This is a genomic window from Chthoniobacter sp. (assembly GCF_040003245.1).
In the GTDB taxonomy this organism is placed as follows: domain Bacteria; phylum Verrucomicrobiota; class Verrucomicrobiia; order Chthoniobacterales; family Chthoniobacteraceae; genus Chthoniobacter.
This window is the reverse complement of the sequence record NZ_JBDUCX010000053.1, coordinates 1-21,527: the sequence shown is the minus strand read 5'-3', so window position 1 is coordinate 21,527 and position 21,527 is coordinate 1. Positions and strand designations below refer to the sequence as shown.

Genomic DNA, 21,527 nt, shown 5'->3' with positions numbered 1-21,527 from the left:
CGAACATCAAACGTCGAACTTCAAACATCACGATGACAGCACCAGCCATTGGCATTATCGGGGGCAGCGGCCTTTACCAGGTCGAGGGGATCACGGACGTCACGGAGCACGCGATCGAGACGCCTTTTGGGTCGCCGTCGGATGTCATCATGGGCGGGCAACTGGGCGGGCGGCAGGTGTATTTTCTGCCGCGGCACGGGCGCGGGCACCGCATTTTGCCGCATGAGCTGAACCACCGCGCGAATATCTACGCACTGCGTTCGCTGAATGTCCGCTGGCTGCTCTGCGTCACGGCGGTCGGCTCGTTGCAGGAGAAATACGAGCCGCGGCACATCGTGCTGCCATCGCAGTTTTTCGACCGCACGAGCCAGGGGCCGGCGCACACGTTTTTCGGCAATGGCATCGCCGCGCATGTGAGCTTCGCGGACCCGACCTGCGCGCCGTTGCGCCAGTTGATCGCCAATGTGGCGCGCGAGTTCAACCTGCCGGTCCACAATGGCGGCACCTATGTCAACATGGACGGCCCCGCTTTCTCGACTCGCGCCGAATCCGAGACGCACCGCAAGCTGGGCTTCGACGTGATCGGCATGACCAATCTCGGCGAAATCCGCCTGGCGCGCGAAGCGGAGATCGCCGTGGCCACGATGGCCATGATCACCGATTACGATTGCTGGAAAGTGGACGAGGAACCGGTGACGGCGGACGCGGTGGTTGCGCATCTGCACGCCAATGCGGATGCGGCGAAGAGAATCCTGGCCCGCGTCGTTCTGCAGATTCCGACGGAGCCGAATTTTCCCGAGCACCGGGCTCTCGACTCCGCGCTGATCACCGACCGCAAATACTGGCCGGCGGAGACGGTGAAAAAGCTCGGGGTGATCATGGAGCGGTTTGTGAGTTAGGCCGGAAGACTGAATTTCGATGCCGAGACGCGGAGGCGCGGACAGAAGAGAAACGCTTGGATGAACATTTCTAATTCTTGAGTGTCATCTGTATTTCCGTATTTAGACTTATTCTAGGAATTCATTTTCCTGCATAAATCGCTCTTTCCTGAAGCCAGATCACACGTTAAATAATCCCACCTCATGCAACGTCTTTCGCTCGCCGTTATCGCCGGCCTGGCTGCCCTCGCCCTCGCCGCGTTCGCCTTGATCCCTCATCACGCTGAGGCTGCCCAAGGTCCGGCGAAGGCGACGCCCGCTCCCGCGGCGGCGAAAGCCACGCCCGCCCCGGCGACCCCTGTGCCGGCGACCCCTGCCCCGGCAGCGGCCACGCCAGTGCCCGCAACCACCCCGCCGGCGGGCACGCCGAAGTCCACCTATTCCTCGTGCCATGTGGACGGCCCGTACATCGCCATGACTTTCGACGACGGCCCGAGCGGCCCGAATACGCCGCGCCTGCTGGATATGCTCAAGGAGCGCAAGATTCACGCGACGTTTTTCTTCGTCGGCCAGTGCGTGGAAGAATATCCGGACATCGTCAAGCGGATCGTCGCCGAAGGGCATGAAGTGGCCAACCACTCGTGGTCCCATCCCGACCTCGCGAAAATGGGCGATGCGGCGGTGCACGACCAGATCCAGAAGACGCACGATGCGATCGTGCAGGCCTGTGGCGTGGCGCCCAAGATCATGCGGCCGCCGTATGGGGCCTTTACCGCCCGGCAGCGGGCTTGGGCGAATGCGACCTGGGGCTATAAGATCATCCTCTGGGATGTCGACCCGCTGGACTGGAAAGTGCGCAACTCCGAGCACGTGAAAGCGGAGATCCTGAAGCAAACGCAGAACGGCTCGATCATCCTCTCGCACGACATTCACAAGACGACCGTCGACGCCATGCCGTCCACGCTCGATAACCTGTTGAGCAAAGGATACAAGTTCGTCACCGTTTCCGAACTGCTGGCCATGGATCACCCCGCGACCCCAAAGCCGAAAGGCACGCCCAAGCCCCCGGCCAAACCGGCGGCGGCGGACGCAGCCACCACCCCCCCCGCGACTCCAGCCCCGGCGACGCCGGCGGCAGCGGCCAAACCTTAGGCCCGGCGGGCGCCCGCGAGCATGCTCGGCGACGCCTACTTCCAACTCCGCGCGCAGGTCGGCACCGGCCTGTTTTCGCTGCTTCGACTGGCGGCGGAGGCCGGTACGCCGGAGAGCACCCTGGCGGCTTTGCGTGGCGCGCAAGCCGGGCTGCGCGACGGGTTCACCTTCGTGGCCCTGGGGTCGGACGGCGGGGGAAAATCGACGCTGCTGAATACGCTCTTCGAGCGGGAATTCTGTGGTGAGGCGGAGCCGGCAGCCGCCGGCCGGCTCGCCGTCTTTCGCTACGACGATGAGGCGCGGGACGATGTCTTTCCGAACGATTCCGTCGTCCTCTATCGCTCGCACAGCTTCCTGCGCGACTTCGCGATCGTCGAGGCTCCGACCAGCGTTCCGGTCGAGGCGGTGAACCCGAATCTCACCGAAGCCGACGTGATTTTTTATGTCATCAGCGCTGCGGCTGGGGTGCCGGACCCGTGGGCCTTCCTGTCGCGGCTCGCTCGCGATGTGCTCAAGCGGCTCGTCTTCGTCGTCTGGCAAAGCGATCGCGTCTCCGCGGAGGAGGGGGCAAACTCCGTCAAACGCCTGCGCCAGGCGATGTTGAAAAATCTCGGCCACGCGAGCCCGATCTTCATCGGCTCGACCGCCGACCGCGCCGGGCGCGAGAAGCTGGTGCGCTGGATCGAGAGTGAGGTGATTTTCTCCGAGCCGCGCCGAGGCACGCTGCGGGAAATCGACGAGATTGCCCGCGGGGCCTTGCGGGAGATCGTGAACAAGCCGCGCGCGGAGCGGCAGGCGCTGGAGCGCAAGCGTGAGCAAGTGCGCGGGCTGAAGGCCGATCTCGCCGAGCGCGAGGAGCAGGCGGAGCGGCAGGTGGCCGGCGCGCTGTGGACGCTGGCCCAAAGTGCCGATGGTTTGCGCCAGCGCGGTGAGGCTTTGCTGCGCGCGCACATCGGGCCGCTGGATCTGCTGTGGAAGCGCGCCTTTTCGCCCGAGGCTGTCGCGCAGGAGATCGAGACCCAGGCGCGCGCGTCGCTGGCCGTGCAGTTGCATGATCAACTGGCCGTGCTCGAGGCCGATTTGCAGGCGAGCGCGGCGGAATATTTTCGGGAGAGCAGCGCGATCCTGCCGTCGGCGGCGGCAGCGAAAGCGCCGGAATTTCCCCGGGCCAGCCTCGAGGAGGTGCTGGTGGCGCTGGTGCCGTCGCTGGAGGTTTCCCGCGTAGTTATCGGGGAGTTCTCGAGCGGCGTGCGCACGCTGCAACTGCCCGTGTTTGCGGCGTTCGGTGCCGTCGCTGTGGCGGCCGGGGCAGCGCTCGGCGGGCATTTCTCTGGCATCCTTCTGGCGCTCGCCGGGGCGGTCGTGGTGTTCGTGTTGCTGCTCGCCTTTTTGCTGCGACAGAATGTGGTCGCCGCCTTTGGGCGCCACTTCACTGAAAATCGCGTGGCTCTCCTCGCAACCCTCGACCCGCATCTGCGCTCGGCGGTTGAGCATTTTTACGAGGGAATGGCGCCCATGCTCGATGTCTGCGCGGAGCAACTCGCCGGCGAAGGCCAGCGGAATGAACCGCTGCTCGCGCGGCTCCAGCAAATCGAGGAGACGTTTTCGCGGATTGAGGAGGGTCTGCGGACGGGATTGTCGCGAGGGGAGGAGACGTAGGAGATATGGGAAGCAGAGGAGGAATGGGAGGTATACGTCCTATTCTTCCCATGCCTCCGATACCTCCCATAGCATTACGCCTGATGTTCCGCCCCCTTTTCCATCTGGCCCTGTGCCTGGCCGCTGCGCTTTCCGTCGCGCGCGCTGGTGAGCCACATCCTTCGCTGCCGCCGCCGGTCATTCCCGATTGTCTGGGCGTGAATATCCACTTCACGGACCCCAAGCCGGGCGAGATGGAGATGCTGGCCGCCGCGGGCTTCAAGTGGGTGCGCATGGATTTCGGCTGGCAGGGGACGGAGCGCAAAAAGGGCGAATACGATTTCTCCGCTTACGACCGGTTGGTCGCGACCCTGGACAAGTTCAAGATTCGCGCGGTCTTCATTCTCGACTACGGCAACCCGCTCTACGCCGAACCCGGCGATGTGCCGCACTTCACCTCACGCGCTCACACTCCGGAATTCCGCGAAGCCTTCGGCAAATGGGCCGTCGCCGCCGTGCAGCACTTCAAGGGGCGCGGCTACCTGTGGGAAATGTGGAACGAGCCGAACGGCGGCTTTTGGAAATCACCCGACAAGACCGGCGACTACATCGCCCTCGCCAAGTCCACCGGCGAAGCCCTGCGCCAGGCCGGCTTGCTCGGAACGAAGGGCGAAGCCTTCATTGGCCCCGCCACCTCCACCATCGACCTCCCGTATCTCGAAGCCTGCTTTAAAGCCGGCCTGCTCGATTATTGGGATGCGGTGAGCGTACACCCCTACCGCCAGGGGGCCCCCGAAACCGTCGAGGAAGAATACCGCAGCGTCCGCCTGCTCATCCGCAAATACGCGCCGAAGGACAAAATCATCCCGATCATCAGCGGGGAGTGGGGCTATTCCGACGGTTGGAATTGCCGCACGGGCACTAGTGACATCGACAGACAATTCCTCGTCAACATCGCCAACGATATCCCGCTCAGTATTTGGTACGACTGGCGCGATGATGGCTTGGACCAGCAGAATCCCGAGCATCATTTTGGCATCGTCCAACACGAATCTGTGAAGGACGACAAATTGCCTTTGAAACCGAAGGATGCCTATACGGCGGTGAAAGTGCTTACCGAGGAGCTTGGCGGCTATCGCTTCAGCAAACGTCTCTTGGTAAATAATGAAAACGTGAATGAAGAGCCCAATGCGAGATTGCTGCTTTTCACCCGCGGAGCCACCGACCAGAAATTGGTTCTCTGGTCGACCGCGACTACAGACGAAGAAAATCGCTATGTGTTTCTGCCGGCCAGCCATGGGCTGTTCCATGTGGCGCACAGGAGTTCATTCCCGCCCCTTCACCGTGTGGCTGCGGGAGATAATGGGGTGCTGGTCAACCCGATTTCATGGGCCGTGAAGTATTTCACCCCGGAAAAGGCCAACGATTTTCTTCGCATCGCCGCAGCGAGTCCTAGGTTGCCGCTCGAATACGCATATCACTGGCCGGAATTTCTCGATTGGAAATCGGATCACGAAACCAGAGGCCTGTTGCAAGGGGTCCGGAACCCATTGAATCGGACTATCATATTGAACGCTGGCTTTAGCAGCAACCCCGGGGAGTCTTTGGAGGCCGGTGGCGAAAGCATCGCGCGTGATCAAGTCGGTACGGGAAGCCGCACGGTGCGCATGGCGAGGGATCGCCGCACGATTGAGGACTGGATCGACACGGGCAACGGGCAAAGGCTCCAACTTTCGCAAGAAACGACGTTGATTTGCACCAATCCTCTCGACCTTGAATTGCTGCCGCCAGGCGCCGATTCGCTCATCGTGCGTGTCCTCAATCCTTCTGGCGAATCTGCCACGCTAACCGTGTATGATTACCATTCGGAACCCCGGGTCGAAGTGCCGGTGATATTCGAAACTGGGCAAACGGAAAAGATCGCCCGTCTTCCGTTGAAGACGAAGTTCGGCACGCCTCGCAGGGTGGAACTCGCAATTCATCAAAAATATCCGCAGGAGGGTGTTGGTCTCGAAGACGTTTTTTATCGGGATTTCGGAAAATGGCTCCCGCTTCCCGCGCTATCGGCAACGAATCTGAAGGCGTTTGCCGATGGTGATGCAAAGAGCAACGCGACCTTTCACTTTTCGCCCGCAGAGATCTTATCGCCGGATACCCGTAGTGTAGCGGTAAGGCTGACCTACCAGTTCAGTAATGGATGGAAATTCATCCAAGCCAACGCAACTTTCCCTCCGATAGACCCATCAGGATTGGCGGACCAATGGTACAATGGATGGCCCAGCTATTTTGCCTTTTGGCTGCATGGAGATGGCAAGGGCTGCCAGGTACGCATTCGCTTTCAGGATGCCAGTGGGCAAACCTTTCAAGGCGACGGTCCCAAGATCGATTTTACCGGGTGGAGATTCGTGAAAATTCCCATGCAATCTACCGATGATAGGCCCTTGGCCCATTGGGGTGGAGTGAATGACGCCAAGATCCATTACCCCATCAAATGGGACTCGATCTTCCTCCTCGACAACGTCTCGCGCCAACCGGTCGAAGGGGAGATTTTCCTCAGCGCGCCGACGTTGATTTATTGATCCTTCGGCGCGGGTTTGGGCGTGGCTGGTGTGGGCGACGTGGGAGCCGGTGTTGCCGGTCGTGGACTCGCCGTGGGGGTGCTGGGCGCGGGAGTGGCGGGGGAAGGCGTGCTCGGGACGGGCGTCGTGGGGGTGGGTGTGGCCTTGGGTTTGGTGAGGTCTTCCCAAGTGAACAGGTTGCCCTTGTGGCCGCCGATTTCGTCGAGGAGTTTTTCGCAGCGGTCGCGCCAGTGGGCGAGGTTCGGGGTGTCGAATTTCTCGGCGGTGCCGGGGAAGACGAGGTAGGTGACTTTCAACTCGCTGATGGGGCGGTTCTCGGAGTTCGACTTCACGTTGACCTCCTTGCAGATGCGCAGGGAGGCTTCGCCGATGAGGTTGCCGGGGCCGACATCGCCGACGACGGCGGGATAGAGCGTCTTTAGGTAAGCGACGACGCAGTAGTCGCCCACGGCGGGCGCGAACGCTCCCTTGTTTTTGCCGAAGAGCGAGCCGGGCAGGACGATGAAGGGATCGTCCGCGCCGATGAGGAAACTGTATTTCTTGAGGTCGGAAATCTCGGTGCGCAGATCGGCGAGGGCGGTCTTCAAGTTCTCGCGCCGCGCGGCGGTGGGGTTGCCGTTGGCGAGCTCGGCTTCGTAGGTTTTGATCTTCGCCTCGCGGGGCGCGACGAAGGAACTGGGGTTGGTGGTCTTGCGCCCCCAGCGGTAGCTGGTGAATGGCTGGAAGGTGGGTGAGGCGCCGTCGACCTCGGGGACGCGGTCGGGATCGGAGCCATCGGTGTCGACATCCATGTCGGCCTGGATGAAGAGGGCGCGGCGGCTGGTCTTGGCGTGTTGAAGCTCGAGGATCGTCTCGCAATCGAAGAAATTGTGGCGCGTGAGGAGGTTGTCGAGGCGCATGAGGCTCGCCTGCAAGGCGGCGCATTTCAGCCGGTAGAGATTGTCGAAGCTGGGCGAAACCCTGGACGATTCCAGCAGGTCGGGGAGGCCGGGCAGGATCTCGGGGAGGGATTCGTTGAGGCGCTTGATCTCGTCGAGGTCGTGGTGCGGCTTGGGCACTTTCACCTTTACCGTCAGCTCCGCGGCGTAGCTGCCCAACTCGTTGCGATCGCGGGTGGCCGTGGTGCCGTGCTCGGTTTCGAGGGTCACGCGGTATTGCATGCCGTTGAACATCTTGCCGACGTCGAGCTTCTTATTCGGCACGTAGGGCGGCGGGGTCGGCGTCGGTCCTGCGGGCAGCGGAGTCGGCGTGGGCGTCGACGGGGGTGGCTCCGGCGGTTGCGGGCAGCCGGTGAGCACGAGCAGGCTCACGAGGCCCAGCCCGACAAACTGCGCGATGCGGGAGACCCTCACACCCAGCCGGCTATTTCTTCACGAACGCGGCGATGGTCAGCAGGACTCCGATGAGCCCGAGCCAGCCTTCGACGCCGGCCGGCCACCAGCCGCCACCCTTGAAGAACTTCGGCAGAAATTGTCCGGCGAGGGCGAGAGTGATGATGAGTCCGACGACGAGACCGGGGACCACTTTACCCATCTGCAACAAATAGCCGGCCACCAGAAGAAGGATGCCGCAGATGCTGCCCGCGATGAGCGAGGGGAGGCTGTTCTTGGTCATGAAACCCTGGATGCCGCCAGCAAGTGTGATGAGGCCGAAGAGGTAATAATAGAAACGGGTCGGGTCGAGCATGGGAATGAGATAAGGCAAATATCCTGCGGGGACAACTGATCAGAAAGGATGAAGGCGGAGGGATGAAGGATGAAAGGAGATTTCTTCCTCCTTCATTCCTCTCTTTCCGCGCGCCGCTGCGTAATGAACAGGCGCAGCAGGAAAATCGGGACGAGCGAGGTGACCGTCATGACGACGCACACCAGCCAGCCGGGGATGACGCGGGCACGATCGTGCTCGACTGCGCCCAACCCGGCGGCGACGACTTCCTCGGCCGGCACTTTGAAAAGCTCGGGGGCGGGCATGGCATCGTGCGACTGCTCGCGCTCGGCGATGCTGAAGAACTCGGTATTCACCGGGCCCGGACAGAGCGCGGTGACGGAGACGCCGGTGCCGCGCAGTTCCGCGCGCAACGCCTCGGAGAAGCTGGTGACGTAAGCTTTGCTCGCCGCGTAGACCGCCATCTTGGGCAGCGGCAACAGGCTGGCGATGGAACTGACGTTCAAGATCGCGCCCCGGCCGGCCCGAACCAGGTCCGGCAGGATCGCGTGGGTGAGCCGGGTCAGCGCCTTGATGTTCACATCGAGCATTGCATCCACGCGGGACCAGTCGCTGTCCTCGAAAAGGCCGTGATCGCCGAGGCCGGCGTTGTTGATCAGCAGGCTCACGCGTTCGCCGCTGGCGGCGAGGGCGGCGAGCAGGGCTTCGATCTGGACTTCATCGGCCACGTCGGCGGCGTGGCAGTGGATGGTGAGGCCGGGCCGATCCAATTCCTCCTTGATCGCTTCCAGCCGTTCCAGCCGCCGGGCGACGAGGATGAGGGAACTGGCGTGCGGCGCGAGCTGGCGCGCAAACTCCGCGCCGAGGCCCGAGGAGGCGCCCGTAATGAGTGCCGTGCAGCCGTGGAAGAAATTCATGCGCGGGAGTGGATGACGGAAACGTATCGTGTGGCAAGTGGCAAGTGGCCGGAGGGGAAGTGCGGAGTGCTCAGTATTCAGTGCTCAGTGGGGCGCTTTCGGCTTGTCATGGTAGCGGCGAGAGCGATCACACTGTGGGCATGACGGTCCTCAATCTCGCCGCGCAGGCGCCCTTCACCACCAAGGATGGCTCGACGATCCGGAGCATTCTCGACCGCACGAATGCCCCCGTGCAAAAGCAGAGCCTCGCCGAGGCGCAGGTGCCGGCGGGCGGGGCCACGCAGCGGCATTACCACAAGCTGGCGGAGGAGTTCTATTTCATTCTGGAGGGGAGCGGCGAGATGGAGATTGATGGAGAAATGCGGGACGTGGGGCCGGGCGATGCGATTCTGATTCCAGCGGGGGCGTGGCATACGATCACGGCGCGGGAGGGGTTGCGGTTTCTGTGCTGCTGCGCGCCGCCGTATGCGCATGAGGATACTTACTTCGAATAGGGGCCTATAGGACGAATGGGACCTATGGCTTCACCGCGGGCACCGGTTTATTGGCGCGCAGGATTTCTTCCTCGGGCGTGAGCTTTTGCGGCTTGCCGCTGAAGATGAGGCGGTTCGGCCTTTCGCCGATGGCCTGGGTGAGGGCCTTGGCCTGGGTAGTGACCACTTTTAGGTTCTGAAAGACGACGGCGAGTTCCTGCAGGCGGGCGTCGAGGTTCTTGTCGGTGTGGCCGATGAGCTGGTTGGCGGAATTGAGGGTTCCCTGGATTTTGACGAGAGACGCTTTCAACTCGATGAGGTCCGCTTTCACCGGGCCGTCGACGCCTTCGATGAGCTTGTCGAGACGCTTGATCGCGACGTCGGCGGACTCCGAGGTCGTCTTCAAGCCATCGAGCAGTTTCGTCGTGCGGGGCACGATCTCATTCACGCCGCCCTTGACGCTGTCGACGGCTTCGCCGGTCTTCGCCAGCAGCGGGCTCAGGTTGTGCAGCAAATCTTCCGCTGTCGCGAGGAGGCGGGGCAGGCCTTCGGTGAGTGGCCCGATGGCGTCGAACAACCCATCGAGGCCGCCGCCGGAATGACCCTGCAGGATCGAGCCATTGGCCAGCTTGGGCACGGACGGGGAGCCCGCCGAGAGGGCCACGAATTTCTCGCTGAGCATGGTTTCAGCGGAAAGCGAGGCGCGCACGTCGGAAGGCAGCGGCGGCACTTCCTTGAAGAGCGTGACCGTTACGCGGACGGCGTTGCGCTTCTGCTCCGCACTCTCCGCTGCTTCGCGCTCGGCGAAGGTCAGCAGGCGGATGGCGGTGACCGTGCCCGCCGAAGCGCCGGCGTAGCGCACTTCGGAATGCAGCTTGATGCCGGTGACATCCGGGTAATCGATCTCGACGGTGCGGTCCGACTTGCTGGCATGGCGGCCGGAGAGCGCGTAGGTCATGGCCACGAGCAGGAAGAGACTGCAGCCGATGACGGTCAGGGCGACAATGTAGTCGGAGAGGTTCTTTTTCATGCGGAGTAGCTGTTACGCGTGTGGCCGGGATGGCCGAGCAATCGCTCGACGTAATCCCCTTTCGAGAGTCGCAACGGCACGGGGCCATCGGGCTCGCCGTTGATGAATTGTTGCACTTCGCCGTGTGGATTGGCGCGCATTTCCGCCGGTGTGCCAAAGGCGATCACCTTCCCTTGGTTGGGCCCGGTGCCGAGCATGATCATCTTCGAGCCGATGCGAAACGCGCTGGTCATGTCGTGTGTCACCACCACGGCGGTGACGCCGAGCTTGCGGGTCATTTCTTGGGTGAGGATGTCGACGACGCTGGTCATGATCGGGTCGAGGCCGGCGGTCGGCTCGTCGCTGAAGAGCAACTCGGGATCCAGGGCCAGCGCCCGCGCGAGGCCCACGCGCTTTTTCATGCCGCCGCTGATCTCGGCAGGCTTGAGGTGCTCGAAGCCGGTGAGGCCGACCATCTCGAGCTTCATCTTCACCATGAGATCGACGATGCCTTCATCGAGCTTGCCGTGCTCGAGAATCGGCAGCGCGACATTCTCACCGACAGTCAACGACTGGAGCAGTGCGCCGCTTTGAAAAAGCACGCCGAAGCGCCGGCGAATGTGCGCGAGTTCCTTCTCCTCCATCTTCGTAATCTCCTCGCCGAAGAGCTTGATCGAACCACTGGTCGGCCGCATCGCGCCGATGATGTGCCGGAGCAGCGTCGACTTCCCGCAGCCCGAGCCGCCCATGATGATCATGGTGTCGCCTTTCATCACCTTGAAGGAGATGCCGTTGAGCACCTTGCGTCCGTGAAAATCGCGCACGAGGTCGGTCACCTCGATGATCGGCGTGGAATCGTTCGCGGCGTTCATGCGAAGAAAAACAACGCGGTCAGCGAGGCATTCGCGATGAGCATGATCAGCAGCGACCAGACGACCGAACTCGTCGTCGCCTGGCCCACGCCTTCGGCTCCGCCCTCGACTCCCAGGCCCATGTGGCAGGCGATGGTGATGATGAGCCAGGCAAAGACGAAGCTCTTCACGAGCCCGGAATAGAGGTCCCACACGTGGGCGCGGCTCACCGAGTGGAGGATGTAGGCGGAGGTATTGTAATCGAGCGCGAAGTGGCAGATCGACCACCCGCCGACCATGCCCACGTAATTACCGAAGACGGTGAGGACCGGCAGCATGACCAGCATGGCGAGAAAACGGGGGACGATCAGGAAGCGGATCGGATTGATCGCCATGACCTGGAGCGCCTCGATCTCCTCGGAAACCTTCATCGTGCCCAGTTCGGCGGTCACCGCCGAGCCGCTGCGCCCGATGACAATGACGGCGGTGAGGAGCGGCCCGAGTTCGCGCAGCAGCGAGAGGATCACCAGGTCCGGCACGAACGCCGAGGCGCCCATCTTCTTGAGCTGCCCGGCGGCCTGCATGGCGAGGGTGAGGCCGATGCTAAAAGACGTGAGCGAGGCCATCGGCACCGCACGCACGCCGATGAGCACCATCTGGTGAAAGACCTCGCCGAGTTTGAAAGGCTGCCCCCGAAATGGCGCGAAAAGCGTCCAGTAAAGAATCCGGGCGTTTAACGCGAAGTACTCTTTCACACCGGTTTAGGCGAGCAACGCGGTCCGCGCTTCATCGAGCGTGGGGAAGATCGGGAAAAACTCGGTGAGCCGCACGAGATCGAAAATGGTGCGGACGCGCTCGCTGACATGGGCCAGACCAAACTTGCCGCCGTACGGTTGCGCGAGGCGGACGTATTCGATCAGCGTGGCGAGGCCCGACGAATCCACGTAGTTCACGCCCTGGAAATCGAGCAAGAGCGCCGGCACCTTCTTTTTCGCGTAAGCGTGCAGGATCGCGCGCAGATCGGGCGAGCAAGCGAGATCGATCTCGCCCTCGATGACGAGAGTCGCCACGCCTTGATCGGAATGCTCGCGGGTTTGCATGTGGGGCTGAACGCTTAAACGGAAGAATCCAGATTAGGAACCACGAAATGTACCTTGAGAGCCGCAGAGGTCAGGCCGCGATCGGTGGCGACGTTAGACCGCAGCCGCTTCCGCGACGGGCGTGGGATCAACCCACTTGCCGTGTTCGCGGATCAGGTCTTGCAGGCGTTCGACCGCTTCGCCTTCGGGGATGTTGAACTTCACCGGCTTTTTGCCGACGTAGAGATTCACCTTGCCGGGGGCGCCGCCCACGTAGCCAAAATCCGCATCGGCCATTTCGCCGGGGCCGTTCACGATGCAGCCCATGATGGCGATTTTCACGCCCTTGAGGTGCAGGGTGGCAGCCTTGATGCGGGCCGTCGTGGTCTGGAGGTTGAAGAGCGTGCGCCCGCAGCTCGGGCAGGCGACGTAATCGGTCTTGAAAATGCGGGAGCCAGCGGCTTGCAGGATATTGTAAGCGAGACGCAGGGACTGGCCGGGGGCGTGTTCTCCCTGCACTAGCACGGCGTCGCCGATGCCGTCGCAGAGCAGTGAGCCGATGCGTTTCGCGGCGGTGAGCAGCGTGCCGAGAAAGGGCGCATTCGGATCGGCGCTCGGCGAGAGCGTGTCCTTCAACAAAATGGGGTGCCGCTCATCGAGTCGGGCGGCGAGGAGGCGGTAAGCGGCGATGACGGGGAGGTCGAGGCCATCGGCGACGGTCACGACCACCGGTTCCGAGGAGCCATTCACTTTCGCTACCGCGGAGGCATCGCGCGGATCGAGCGCCACGACCCCGGATTTCTCGACGACGATCTCCGGCTTGTAGTCGCCGAGCCGGTCGAGCTTGTGGGCGAGCGCGTCCCATTTTTCCTGCGAGGTGAATACGCGCATCGTCTCCTCGCCGCCGAGGGCGACGCCGTTGATCTCCACACGCGTCGTCTCGCGGCGGTGGTACGAAAACGGATCGTAGGAAAGTGCGACATCGCGGTCGGGAAACTCCGCGCCGTCACTGGCGGTGCGCGCATTGAAAGGCGCGACGAGCGCCTGCGCGACGGGGATTTCGTGCACGCTGTCCTCGGTGAGTGAAACGCGAATGGTGTCGCCAATGCCATCGTTGAGCAACGAGCCGATGCCGATGGCGGACTTGATGCGGCCGTCCTCGCCGTCGCCGGCTTCCGTCACGCCAAGATGGATCGGGTAATTCCAATCCGCGCCTTCCTGGTACAAGCGCGCGACGAGCAGCCGGTAAGCCTCGATCATCACCTTCGGGTTACTCGACTTCATCGAGAAAACAAAATCGTGATAGTCCAGCTCGCGGGCGATGCGGGCGAACTCCAGCGCGCTCTCCACCATGCCGAGCGGGGAATCGCCGTAGCGATTCATGATGCGATCGCTCAGCGACCCGTGATTGGTGCCGATCCGCATGGCGCGGCCGTGCTCCTTGGAAAACTTCACCAGCGGACTGAACCGCTCGCGAATCCGCTCCAGTTCGGCAGCGTACTCGCCATCGGTGTATTCCTTGATCGCGAATTTCTTCGAGTCCGCGTAGTTGCCCGGATTCACGCGCACCTTCTCCACCCACTTCGCGGCTTCCATCGCCGCGTCGGGCTTGAAATGGATGTCCGCCACGATCGGCACGTCGCACCCCTGCGCGCGCAGACCGGCCACGATGTGCTGCAAATTGGCCGCGTCCTTCACCGTGGGCGCCGTGATGCGCACGATCTCGCAACCCACCGCCGCCAGATCGAGCGTCTGCTGGATCGAGGCCGCGGTATCCATCGTGTCGCAAGTGATCATCGACTGCACGCGGATGGGATTGCTTCCGCCCACGCCGACGCCACCCACCCGCACCTCGCGGGTCGCGCGGCGGTGGTAGCGGTAGGGGTCGGGGCAATAGGGATGAACGGGCGACTCACTCATGAGGAGAGGAACTGTTACTCAAAGACGCGTCTCCCGCCAAGGAATCTGCGTTCCAAGGCGCGCCCTACTTGGCCGCTTCCTCGCTGACCTTCTGGAAATGCAGCGTCGGGCGCTTGCCGCCCATGAAGGGTAGGTCCTGCACATCGAAGAACATGATGAAGAGCATGAAGCCGATGATGGCCAGGGCGCAGGTCGTCTGGACGTACTCGAGGATACGCACGTTCATCGGCTTGCGGCGCACCGCTTCGATGATGGCCAGGGTGATGTGGCCGCCATCGAGCACGGGGATCGGCAGCATGTTGAGCAGCGCGAGGTTCACGTTGAGTACCACGCTGAACCAGATCGCCATGCGCAGGCCCTCGGGGCTGGAGAGCATGTGGTAGTAGGCGTTCATCATCATCACCGGGCCGCCCATGTGCTGGACGCTCACGCTGGATTTGCGCGACAGCACCGCGTCGAGCGTATTGACGATCGCCATGCCGCTCTGGCGCAACTGCTCCACGGGGCCGGGATAGACCAGCTTTGAAATGCCCATGCCTTCGAAGGCCAGCCCATCGGTGCCCCCGGGCATGATTCCGATCTTCCCCTGCTTCTCCATTTCGGGCGGCAACCCGATGGGAACCTGCGGAGTCACTTTGAGATCGAGCACTTTGTCCGCCCGCTGTATGTGGAAGGTTACCGCGACGCCGGCATGGCTCCCGACGTAGTCGATCAATTGCGTGATGAAATTGGTCTTCTGGTCGTCGATGCCGAGCACCACGTCGCCCGGCTGCAAGCCGGCGGTGCTGGCCGGGCTGTCCTTCTCGACGCTGGAGATCTTCACCCCTTTGGGATCGAAGGGCACTTCGATCGTGGCGCCGGCGCGTTGCACCGTGAGTTGATAAGGCCCCACCGGATGCGCCTTGGAGTATTCGAAGAGGCCATCCGGATTGTAGAGCTTCTGGCCGCCGATCGCCGTGATGATGTCGCCTTTTTGCAGTTTTGCCTCGGCGCCCGCCGTGCCGGGCGTCACTTCGGCCACCACGGAACTCATCGCCGGGACGATGCCGATGACGCGCAGGTTCTTGCGGTTATACCAGTTGGCCTTCTCCGGGACGCGCGGGGTCACCCACAGCGGCTTGGTTTCCGTGGCGCCGTTGGCGTCGCGCTCGACCACCACTTCGATCTTGTCGCCTTCGCTGCGCACCACGCTCCATTGGATGCTGTCGCCGGACATGCCCGAGTAGCGGGTCACCTTGTGCCCATCCACGCTGAGAATCTTGTCGCCCACCTTCAAGCCGGCTTCTTCCGCCGGGGATTTTTCCTGGACGTAGCCGACCACCGTCGTGCTTTCGGCTTCGCTCAAGGGCCGGCCGATATTCCAGATGACGAGCGCAAAGACCACCGCCAGCAGGAAGCTGAAGAGCGGCCCGGCAAAGGCGACGATGATCTTGTCCAGTGCCGAGATGGGCGGGAGCAACTCGCGCGGGGTCTCCACCTTGCCTTCCATCACTTCCATGGGGGCGAGCTGGGGCAGGGCCACGAAGCCGCCCGCGGGGATCGACCCGAGGCTGTATTCCACCCCGTTGATCGTCTTTTTCCAGAGTGGCTTGCCAAACCAGATGCCGAATTTTTCGACCACCAGCCCCCGCCAGCGCGCCGCGAGGAAATGCCCCAGCTCGTGCACGATGATCATCAGGTTAAAAATGACCAGCACCTCGAGGATGATGAGGATGACTTTGAGGATATGGAGGATCATAGAGGAAAATAAACCACGGGCGACAGAGGGGACACGTCGGCTGGACTGATGTTCAATCGGCGGTCACTTCGGCTATCCGTGGTCAAAAAAGAAGCTCGGTCGCGCGGGTGCGCGCCCAGGAATCCGCCGCCAAGATAGCATCGAGCCCCGCGCCTGCAATGGAACGGTGCTGCCGCATCACTTGTTCTACAGTCTGCCAGATGGCGGGGAAGGCGCAGCTTTTGCGCAGAAAGGCGGCCACGGCGACCTCATTGGCGGCATTGAGCACGGCGGGCAGGGTGCCGCCGGTCTCCCCGGCCTCGCGGGCCAGGTTGAGCGCCGGGAAATCGTTCACCCGGGCCGCTTCGAACTCCAGCTTGGCCAGCTTGGCGAAATCGAGGGGCGGCAGGGAATTGGGCACGCGCTCCGGCCAGGTGACGGCATACTGGATGGGAAAACACATGTCCGTGACCGAGAGCTGGGCGAGCACCGAGCTGTCGATGAACTCCACCATGGAATGCACGATCGACTGCGGATGCACGATGACCTCCACGCGCGCCATCTCCACGTCGAAGAGCCAGCGGGCCTCGATCATTTCGAGGCCCTTGTTGAAGAGCGTCGCGGAATCGACCGTGATCTTCGCGCCCATGTTCCAGGTCGGGTGCTTGAGCGCCTGCTCCGGCGTGACGCCCGCGAGACTGGCCACCGGCCATTTGCGAAAGGGGCCGCCGCTAGCGGTGAGAATCAGGCGGCGCACCTCCGTGGAGCTGCGGCCTTCGAGGCATTGGAAGATGGCGTTGTGCTCGCTGTCGACCGGCAGGACTTTCACGCCCTTGCGCTTGGCCGCGCCCATGACCGCTTCGCCGGCCATGACGAGGATCTCCTTGCTGGCCACCGCGATGTCCTTGCCCGCTTCGATGGCGGCCAGGGCCGGTTTCAGCCCGCCCGTGCCCACGATGGCGATGAGGACGAGATCCGCTTCCGGCATCGTCGCCAGTTCCACCAGCCGGTCGACCCCTTCCGGGCCGGAGGACATGGCGAGCTTCGCGCCGGGAAACTCCTTCCCCGCCTCGCGCAGCTTTTCCTCGCTGGAATGCGCCGACATGCCGACGATCTCCATGCGATCCGGGATGTCGCGCGCCACTTTGCGCGCGCTCACACCGATCGAGCCCGTGGCCCCGAGAATGACAACGCGGCGTTTTCTCATGATACGTCGAGGACGAAGCGCAGGTAGAAAAAGAGCAGGGGCGCGGTGAAGAGGATCGAGTCGATGAGATCCAGCGCGCCGCCGATCCCGGGCAGCAGATGGCCCGAATCCTTCACGTCGCAACTGCGCTTGATGATCGATTCCGCGAGGTCGCCGATGATCGCCGCCAGGCCGAGCACGAGGCCCAGGATCACGGCGTCCTTTTGATGAAAATAGGAAAGCTGCCTGGGCATCAGCGCGACCATGCCACAGGCCCCGCCGACCGAGAACGCCAGCGCGCCGAAGAATCCCTCCCACGTTTTCTTGGGCGAGATGTGTGGCACCATGAGATGCTTGCCGATGAGCGAGCCGGTGAGATAGGCGCCCATGTCGCTGAATTTCGTCACGAGAATGAGAAAAAGCACATACAAATGCCCGGTGACATGTCCGGTGTCGTCGCGGGGCAGCACGTAGACGATCTTCGTCACGAAGCCGAACATCCAGATGACGTAAAACAATCCGAACAGCGTGTAGGCCATTGTCTCCAGCGGAGAAATGTCGCGCGTGTGCTGAAACATTTGCCGGGCAAAAACCACCAGCAAGAAGAAGAGCAACGTGGCCACCTCGAAGTCGTAGGAGTGCACCGGTCCCACGTGGCTGAAGTAGTAAAAGCTGCCCACCATGAAAACGAACCCGCAGATCAGCCCGATGATCTTGAAGTTCGGCAACTTCTTGTGGTCGAGCATCGTGTAGTACTCCCACAGCCCCAGCATCGCCAGGGTGCCGATCAGGAAATGGAACCCGAGCTCATGGCCGGAAAGGATGATCCAGAGAGCGACCGACCAAAGCACCACCGTCGAGCCGAAGCGGCGAAGAAAAACGAGGCGATTGGGCGTCATGCAATACGGCACGGACAGCGTGCCGGGCGGGGAGAATCGACAGCCGCCCGCTGCTTGGCAAGCTCACTCTGAAACGAGGCGGTTTTTCTGAGCTGAAGTGGGGGAGCCGGGCTGGCGTGCGGGAGTGGCTTTCGGCCCAGAAGGGGACGTGGCGGCGGTCGTAGGCTTCAGGATCTGCCACCACTTGCGTGGCTCCGGCGTCGCTGCGGGCGCCGGGGTGGCGGCGGTCTTTGGCTTGTCCCTGGCTTCGGGTGGCGTCGTTTCCGGCGGGTTGCCGTGCACCCGCACGGGGGTGCCCACTTCGGCGATACTGTAAAAGAGCTCAGCCTTCACATCGGGCATGCGGACGCAGCCATGCGAGGCGGGATAACCCGGCAGGTAGCCCGAGTGCATCCCGGTCGCTCCGTCGAACCGCAGGAAATGTTTCATCGGCGCCTGCACGAACTTCGCCCCCTTCGGCACCCGCATGTCGGAATCTGCATCCCGCACGACGGTTTTTCCGTCGCCGTCCACGATCTTTCCGTAGAGCGAAGAGAGGTGATTCTCGTCCTTTTCCAGCACTGCAAATTCGCCCGTCGGCGTGCGATGCCCTGGACGCCCGGTCGAGATCGGCGATTCATAAACGATCTTCCCATCCTGCAGGAGGAACGCCTTTTGCGCCGCGAGATCGATGTCGATGGCCAGCGGCTCCACCGCCCGGGCCGCGAGGCAAAATGTAAAAAAGAGAACGGCGATCGGGCGCACGAGGTGCCAATAGAGCAGAGTGCGGGCCGAAAGTCACGGCAGTGTCCTAATTTGAAATCGTGGGACGTGACGATTGGTGCGGTTTATGCGAAATAGTGGCGGCTATGGAAGAGGAACTCACGCCCAGACAACGCGTAAATCACGCGAAATGGAAGATCGCTGGATACGGAGCCACCATTATCGGACGAATTTTGGTAATTGCGGGATTGATTTTCGTAATCATCGAAATCGGAAAAATGTTCGGAGGCGACAGGTTTTCAAACTAGCGCACCACCCCCTAATTCGGATTTCTTACACTGGGTTAGTGATGGCCAGCGTTCGTCACGAATGGAATACACCCGGGCGCTCCGAAGGTGATTGCCCAAAATACCATCCGGACGAAGGGGTGAATCAGGAAAGCAGGAAAGCAGGAAAACGGAATCTTCCCTTCCTGCTTTCCTGTTTTCCTCATTCTCCATCTCTTTTCCCCGTAATCCTGATCTGACTTTGTAGAAGAGGCATCCACGTCTCCACACGAGTGACAAATAGGGAACGAGTCGCCAACATTGTGCCATGCCCGCACCCCTTCCCACTGGCGTCACGCTGATCGACCACCCCCTGGTGCAGGTGAAGCTCACCCAATTGCGCGACGTGCGTACGGAGTCGAGTGGCTTCCGCGCCCGCCTCAACGAGCTGGCGACGCTGGTGGTCTTCGAGGCGACCCGCTCGCTGGCCACGCGACCCGAGCGTATCGAGACCCCCTTGGCTCCCTGCGACGGTCACGCCCTGGCCCGCCCGGTGATCGTCGCGCCCATTCTGCGCGCCGGCCTTGGTCTGGTGGAAGGCATGCTCGATCTCCTGCCGGATGTCAGCGTCGCGCACATCGGCATGTTTCGAAACGAAATCACCCGCCGCCCCGAGAGCTACTATTTCAAGGCGCCGTCGCACCTTGCCGAGGCCGATGTCATCCTCGTTGATCCCATGCTGGCCACCGGTTTCAGTGCCACCGGCGCGGTCACCCAGCTCAAGGAGGCCGGGGCCACCTCCATCCGCTTCGTCTGCCTGGTGAGCTGTCCCGAGGGCCTGGCCCAATTGCGCGGCGCGCATCCCGACGTCGAGATCTTCACCGCCGCGGTCGATCCCGGGTTGGATGAAAGGGCCTACATCGTCCCTGGCGTTGGTGATGCGGGGGATCGCTACTTCGGCACCGCGGGCTGATCAGATTGACGTTCGCAACAGATGGCGCTCTGGAGGGCACCGCGCCGTCGGTGCTGGGGAGAACCTCCCGCTCCGGAAGCGACGGAGCGATTCCCTCCAGTTCCGATTCGACCATTTAACTGGGAATGCGTCGCTACTTCGGAATCGGGGGTGAATTCGCGGGAGGAGGCGCCGCCGCGGGCTGCGGCGTCCGCGCCTTCGCGTAGTAGTCGCGCAGCCCGGCCACCACCGCATCCGCATACTCGCGAAAAAGGCTCGGCCGCAGCTCCCCGCCGATCATCTGCTCGCCTTCGTAGTCGCCCGCCTGCACGCGTTCCCAGATGACTTCGCTGTTCATCACGTAGGGCTCCAGAAAGACGACCGGCGCGTGGTAGAGCCGATTGGCGAGGAGGTTGCGCGCCCAGATGTAGGGGTTGTCCGCCGCGCGCACGGCGTTGCCCGTGGTGTAGCTGTAAGGAGGCAGCTTCGTGGCCGCGGCGAGGCTGTTGGCCACGCTCTCGGAGGCGGCGAGTTCCTCGGGAAACGCGTTGCTGAGCAGCTTCTCCAACATCTCCAGTCGCTGGTCGTCGAAATGCAATTCGCCTGCCGAATAGCATCCATTGACGATGACATGCAGATGATTGTGCGGCACGAATTCCGGGCGCGCCGGATCGCCCCAGCCTTCGGCGTTGAAGTGCAGGCAGACCACCAGATCGGGCTGGAGCTGCGCATTGACCAGCGCCGCGCGCTGCCGGATTTCGCTGATCCGATAGAAGAGCAATTCGCTCTGCGCCTGCACCGTGCTGCCGCGTCCCGGGTCGTTCATTCCGTCATAATTTTCCCGTGGCGACGTAACGCCCTCGAGCGCCAATTCCGCGCGCGCCGCATCCCGCAGAGTCTCCGGCCGCTCCTTGGTCACCGGTTCTGCCGAGGCGCGTACCAGCGACACCTGCGCCCCGAGCGCCTGGAGCTTCGGCACGATCATCTTCGCCACCCGTAACGCCATGTCGCCTTCCGTGACCGGGCGCGATTCGCCGATCTGAAAATAGCGCTCCTCCATTTTCGCCCAAGCGCCGCCGAGGTGGCCCGGATCGAGGGAAATCTTCAATCCGGCCAGTGGCTGCCCGTCCGGCGCGGCGCCCAATTGCGCGGGGGTCCGCCAGTAGCGCGGCGCCGCTTTTACCGCCGCCGCATCTTTCGCGAAACGGAGTCGCATTTCGCTCGGCGGGGTCAGTGTCATCTTGACGACCGCGGCATCGGCCTCGACGTCGATCACTCCCTTGGCTGCCCCGGCGGGCGCATAGACGCGATCGAGCAGCCGCACGAAATCATCGTGGGTCATGCTCTCCTGAAAGGCCTCGAGCTGGGACCAATCCGGAGGTGGGGCTAGGGCACTCAGTCGCTGGGCCTCCGCTGGCCAGGCCGCACAGAGCAACGCGAAGACGAAAAGGGGGCGAAGAAAAATCACGCCGCATCCTCTCACATGCCGCTTCGCCGTGCGATGCTGTATCGGTTTAAACGCAGAGGCGCGGAGTCGTGGAGGAAGGGGAAAGGAGATGGATAGAGGAGGGGAGTTTTGACCCTCTCCCTGCTTTTCCCTCTGCGTCTCCGCGTCTCTGCGTCTCTGCGTTTAAATCATTCACC

General features: G+C 62.5%; 19 protein-coding genes. 6 read left to right on the top strand and 13 right to left on the bottom strand.

The genetic code is table 11. From position 1 onward, the window contains the following. The first annotated feature begins 32 nt into the window (after positions 1 to 32). The 4 genes from mtnP (at position 33) to ABJF10_RS09485 (ending at position 6,247) form a co-directional block, all read left to right on the top strand. Positions 33 to 899 (top strand): S-methyl-5'-thioadenosine phosphorylase, encoded by an 867-nt coding sequence (gene mtnP, locus ABJF10_RS09500; RefSeq protein WP_348544319.1) that lies wholly within the window; start codon positions 33 to 35, stop codon positions 897 to 899. 183 nt (positions 900 to 1,082) lie between these two features. Continuing rightward, positions 1,083 to 2,030, top strand: a complete 948-nt coding sequence (locus ABJF10_RS09495; protein WP_348544318.1) for a polysaccharide deacetylase family protein — start codon at positions 1,083 to 1,085, stop codon at positions 2,028 to 2,030. A gap of 21 nt (positions 2,031 to 2,051) precedes the next feature. Then, positions 2,052 to 3,689 (top strand): hypothetical protein, encoded by a 1,638-nt coding sequence (locus ABJF10_RS09490; protein WP_348544317.1) that lies wholly within the window; start codon positions 2,052 to 2,054, stop codon positions 3,687 to 3,689. A gap of 5 nt (positions 3,690 to 3,694) precedes the next feature. Next, positions 3,695 to 6,247: a cellulase family glycosylhydrolase gene (locus tag ABJF10_RS09485; protein ID WP_348544316.1), complete on the top strand. Its 2,553-nt coding sequence runs from the start codon at positions 3,695 to 3,697 to the stop codon at positions 6,245 to 6,247. Here the strand turns inward: ABJF10_RS09485 and ABJF10_RS09480 are convergent. The 3 genes from ABJF10_RS09480 to ABJF10_RS09470 form a co-directional block, all read right to left on the bottom strand. Then, entirely contained in the window at positions 6,241 to 7,599 is a 1,359-nt protein-coding gene (locus ABJF10_RS09480) for a glycoside hydrolase family 75 protein (RefSeq protein ID WP_348544315.1), read from the bottom strand. The genes ABJF10_RS09485 and ABJF10_RS09480 overlap by 7 nt on opposite strands. A gap of 10 nt (positions 7,600 to 7,609) precedes the next feature. Then, positions 7,610 to 7,933 (bottom strand): TMEM14 family protein, encoded by a 324-nt coding sequence (locus tag ABJF10_RS09475; protein WP_348544314.1) that lies wholly within the window; start codon positions 7,931 to 7,933, stop codon positions 7,610 to 7,612. A 92-nt stretch (positions 7,934 to 8,025) separates the two neighbouring features. Continuing rightward, positions 8,026 to 8,829 carry an SDR family oxidoreductase gene (locus ABJF10_RS09470; protein ID WP_348544313.1) on the bottom strand — a complete coding sequence of 268 codons (804 nt, stop codon included), beginning with the start codon at positions 8,827 to 8,829 and terminating at the stop codon, positions 8,026 to 8,028. 140 nt (positions 8,830 to 8,969) lie between these two features. On the opposite strand from ABJF10_RS09470, the gene ABJF10_RS09465 reads away from it, so the two are divergent. Continuing rightward, positions 8,970 to 9,323, top strand: a complete 354-nt coding sequence (locus tag ABJF10_RS09465) for a cupin domain-containing protein (protein WP_348544312.1) — start codon at positions 8,970 to 8,972, stop codon at positions 9,321 to 9,323. Between the two features lie 22 nt (positions 9,324 to 9,345). Here the strand turns inward: ABJF10_RS09465 and ABJF10_RS09460 are convergent, their stop codons facing one another. The 9 genes from ABJF10_RS09460 to ABJF10_RS09420 form a co-directional block, all read right to left on the bottom strand. Next, entirely contained in the window at positions 9,346 to 10,332 is a 987-nt protein-coding gene (locus tag ABJF10_RS09460; protein ID WP_348544311.1) for an MlaD family protein, read from the bottom strand. Further along, positions 10,329 to 11,183, bottom strand: coding sequence for an ABC transporter ATP-binding protein (locus ABJF10_RS09455; protein ID WP_348544310.1), 855 nt, complete (start codon positions 11,181 to 11,183; stop codon positions 10,329 to 10,331). The genes ABJF10_RS09460 and ABJF10_RS09455 overlap by 4 nt, the downstream gene beginning before the upstream one ends. Further along, positions 11,180 to 11,917, bottom strand: coding sequence for an ABC transporter permease (locus ABJF10_RS09450; RefSeq protein WP_348544309.1), 738 nt, complete (start codon positions 11,915 to 11,917; stop codon positions 11,180 to 11,182). The genes ABJF10_RS09455 and ABJF10_RS09450 overlap by 4 nt, the downstream gene beginning before the upstream one ends. A 6-nt stretch (positions 11,918 to 11,923) precedes the next feature. After that, entirely contained in the window at positions 11,924 to 12,262 is a 339-nt protein-coding gene (locus tag ABJF10_RS09445) for an STAS domain-containing protein (protein ID WP_348544308.1), read from the bottom strand. 93 nt (positions 12,263 to 12,355) lie between these two features. Next, complete coding sequence (gene ispG, locus ABJF10_RS09440) at positions 12,356 to 14,161, bottom strand: (E)-4-hydroxy-3-methylbut-2-enyl-diphosphate synthase (protein WP_348544307.1); 1,806 nt, start codon at positions 14,159 to 14,161, stop codon at positions 12,356 to 12,358. Between the two features lie 64 nt (positions 14,162 to 14,225). Next, complete coding sequence (locus tag ABJF10_RS09435) at positions 14,226 to 15,899, bottom strand: site-2 protease family protein (RefSeq protein ID WP_348544306.1); 1,674 nt, start codon at positions 15,897 to 15,899, stop codon at positions 14,226 to 14,228. An 82-nt stretch (positions 15,900 to 15,981) separates the two neighbouring features. Next, positions 15,982 to 17,085 (bottom strand): 1-deoxy-D-xylulose-5-phosphate reductoisomerase, encoded by a 1,104-nt coding sequence (dxr, locus tag ABJF10_RS09430; protein ID WP_348544305.1) that lies wholly within the window; start codon positions 17,083 to 17,085, stop codon positions 15,982 to 15,984. Further along, positions 17,082 to 17,963, bottom strand: coding sequence for a phosphatidate cytidylyltransferase (locus ABJF10_RS09425; RefSeq protein ID WP_348544304.1), 882 nt, complete (start codon positions 17,961 to 17,963; stop codon positions 17,082 to 17,084). Before ABJF10_RS09425 ends, dxr begins: the two co-directional genes overlap by 4 nt. Positions 17,964 to 18,026: 63 nt before the next feature. After that, positions 18,027 to 18,707: a L,D-transpeptidase gene (locus tag ABJF10_RS09420; RefSeq protein WP_348544303.1), complete on the bottom strand. Its 681-nt coding sequence runs from the start codon at positions 18,705 to 18,707 to the stop codon at positions 18,027 to 18,029. Between the two features lie 552 nt (positions 18,708 to 19,259). Between ABJF10_RS09420 and upp the strand changes: the two genes are divergently transcribed. After that, positions 19,260 to 19,904: a uracil phosphoribosyltransferase gene (upp, locus tag ABJF10_RS09415; protein ID WP_348544302.1), complete on the top strand. Its 645-nt coding sequence runs from the start codon at positions 19,260 to 19,262 to the stop codon at positions 19,902 to 19,904. Positions 19,905 to 20,037: 133 nt separating this feature from the next. On the opposite strand, the gene ABJF10_RS09410 is transcribed toward upp, so the two are convergent. After that, positions 20,038 to 21,351 (bottom strand): hypothetical protein, encoded by a 1,314-nt coding sequence (locus ABJF10_RS09410; protein WP_348544301.1) that lies wholly within the window; start codon positions 21,349 to 21,351, stop codon positions 20,038 to 20,040. Positions 21,352 to 21,527: the final 176 nt, after the last annotated feature.

What these genes read in the sequence shown, in the direction of transcription:
- mtnP (WP_348544319.1), top strand. Translation starts at nt 33, where the DNA reads ATGACAGCACCAGCCATTGGCATTATCGGGGGCAGCGGCCTTTACCAG.
- ABJF10_RS09495 (WP_348544318.1), top strand. Translation starts at nt 1,083, where the DNA reads ATGCAACGTCTTTCGCTCGCCGTTATCGCCGGCCTGGCTGCCCTCGCC.
- ABJF10_RS09490 (WP_348544317.1), top strand. Translation starts at nt 2,052, where the DNA reads ATGCTCGGCGACGCCTACTTCCAACTCCGCGCGCAGGTCGGCACCGGC.
- ABJF10_RS09485 (WP_348544316.1), top strand. Translation starts at nt 3,695, where the DNA reads ATGGGAAGCAGAGGAGGAATGGGAGGTATACGTCCTATTCTTCCCATG.
- ABJF10_RS09475 (WP_348544314.1), bottom strand. Translation starts at nt 7,933, where the DNA reads ATGCTCGACCCGACCCGTTTCTATTATTACCTCTTCGGCCTCATCACA.
- ABJF10_RS09470 (WP_348544313.1), bottom strand. Translation starts at nt 8,829, where the DNA reads ATGAATTTCTTCCACGGCTGCACGGCACTCATTACGGGCGCCTCCTCG.
- ABJF10_RS09465 (WP_348544312.1), top strand. Translation starts at nt 8,970, where the DNA reads ATGACGGTCCTCAATCTCGCCGCGCAGGCGCCCTTCACCACCAAGGAT.
- ABJF10_RS09460 (WP_348544311.1), bottom strand. Translation starts at nt 10,332, where the DNA reads ATGAAAAAGAACCTCTCCGACTACATTGTCGCCCTGACCGTCATCGGC.
- ABJF10_RS09455 (WP_348544310.1), bottom strand. Translation starts at nt 11,183, where the DNA reads ATGAACGCCGCGAACGATTCCACGCCGATCATCGAGGTGACCGACCTC.
- ABJF10_RS09445 (WP_348544308.1), bottom strand. Translation starts at nt 12,262, where the DNA reads ATGCAAACCCGCGAGCATTCCGATCAAGGCGTGGCGACTCTCGTCATC.
- ispG (WP_348544307.1), bottom strand. Translation starts at nt 14,161, where the DNA reads ATGAGTGAGTCGCCCGTTCATCCCTATTGCCCCGACCCCTACCGCTAC.
- ABJF10_RS09435 (WP_348544306.1), bottom strand. Translation starts at nt 15,899, where the DNA reads ATGATCCTCCATATCCTCAAAGTCATCCTCATCATCCTCGAGGTGCTG.
- dxr (WP_348544305.1), bottom strand. Translation starts at nt 17,085, where the DNA reads ATGAGAAAACGCCGCGTTGTCATTCTCGGGGCCACGGGCTCGATCGGT.
- ABJF10_RS09425 (WP_348544304.1), bottom strand. Translation starts at nt 17,963, where the DNA reads ATGACGCCCAATCGCCTCGTTTTTCTTCGCCGCTTCGGCTCGACGGTG.
- upp (WP_348544302.1), top strand. Translation starts at nt 19,260, where the DNA reads ATGCCCGCACCCCTTCCCACTGGCGTCACGCTGATCGACCACCCCCTG.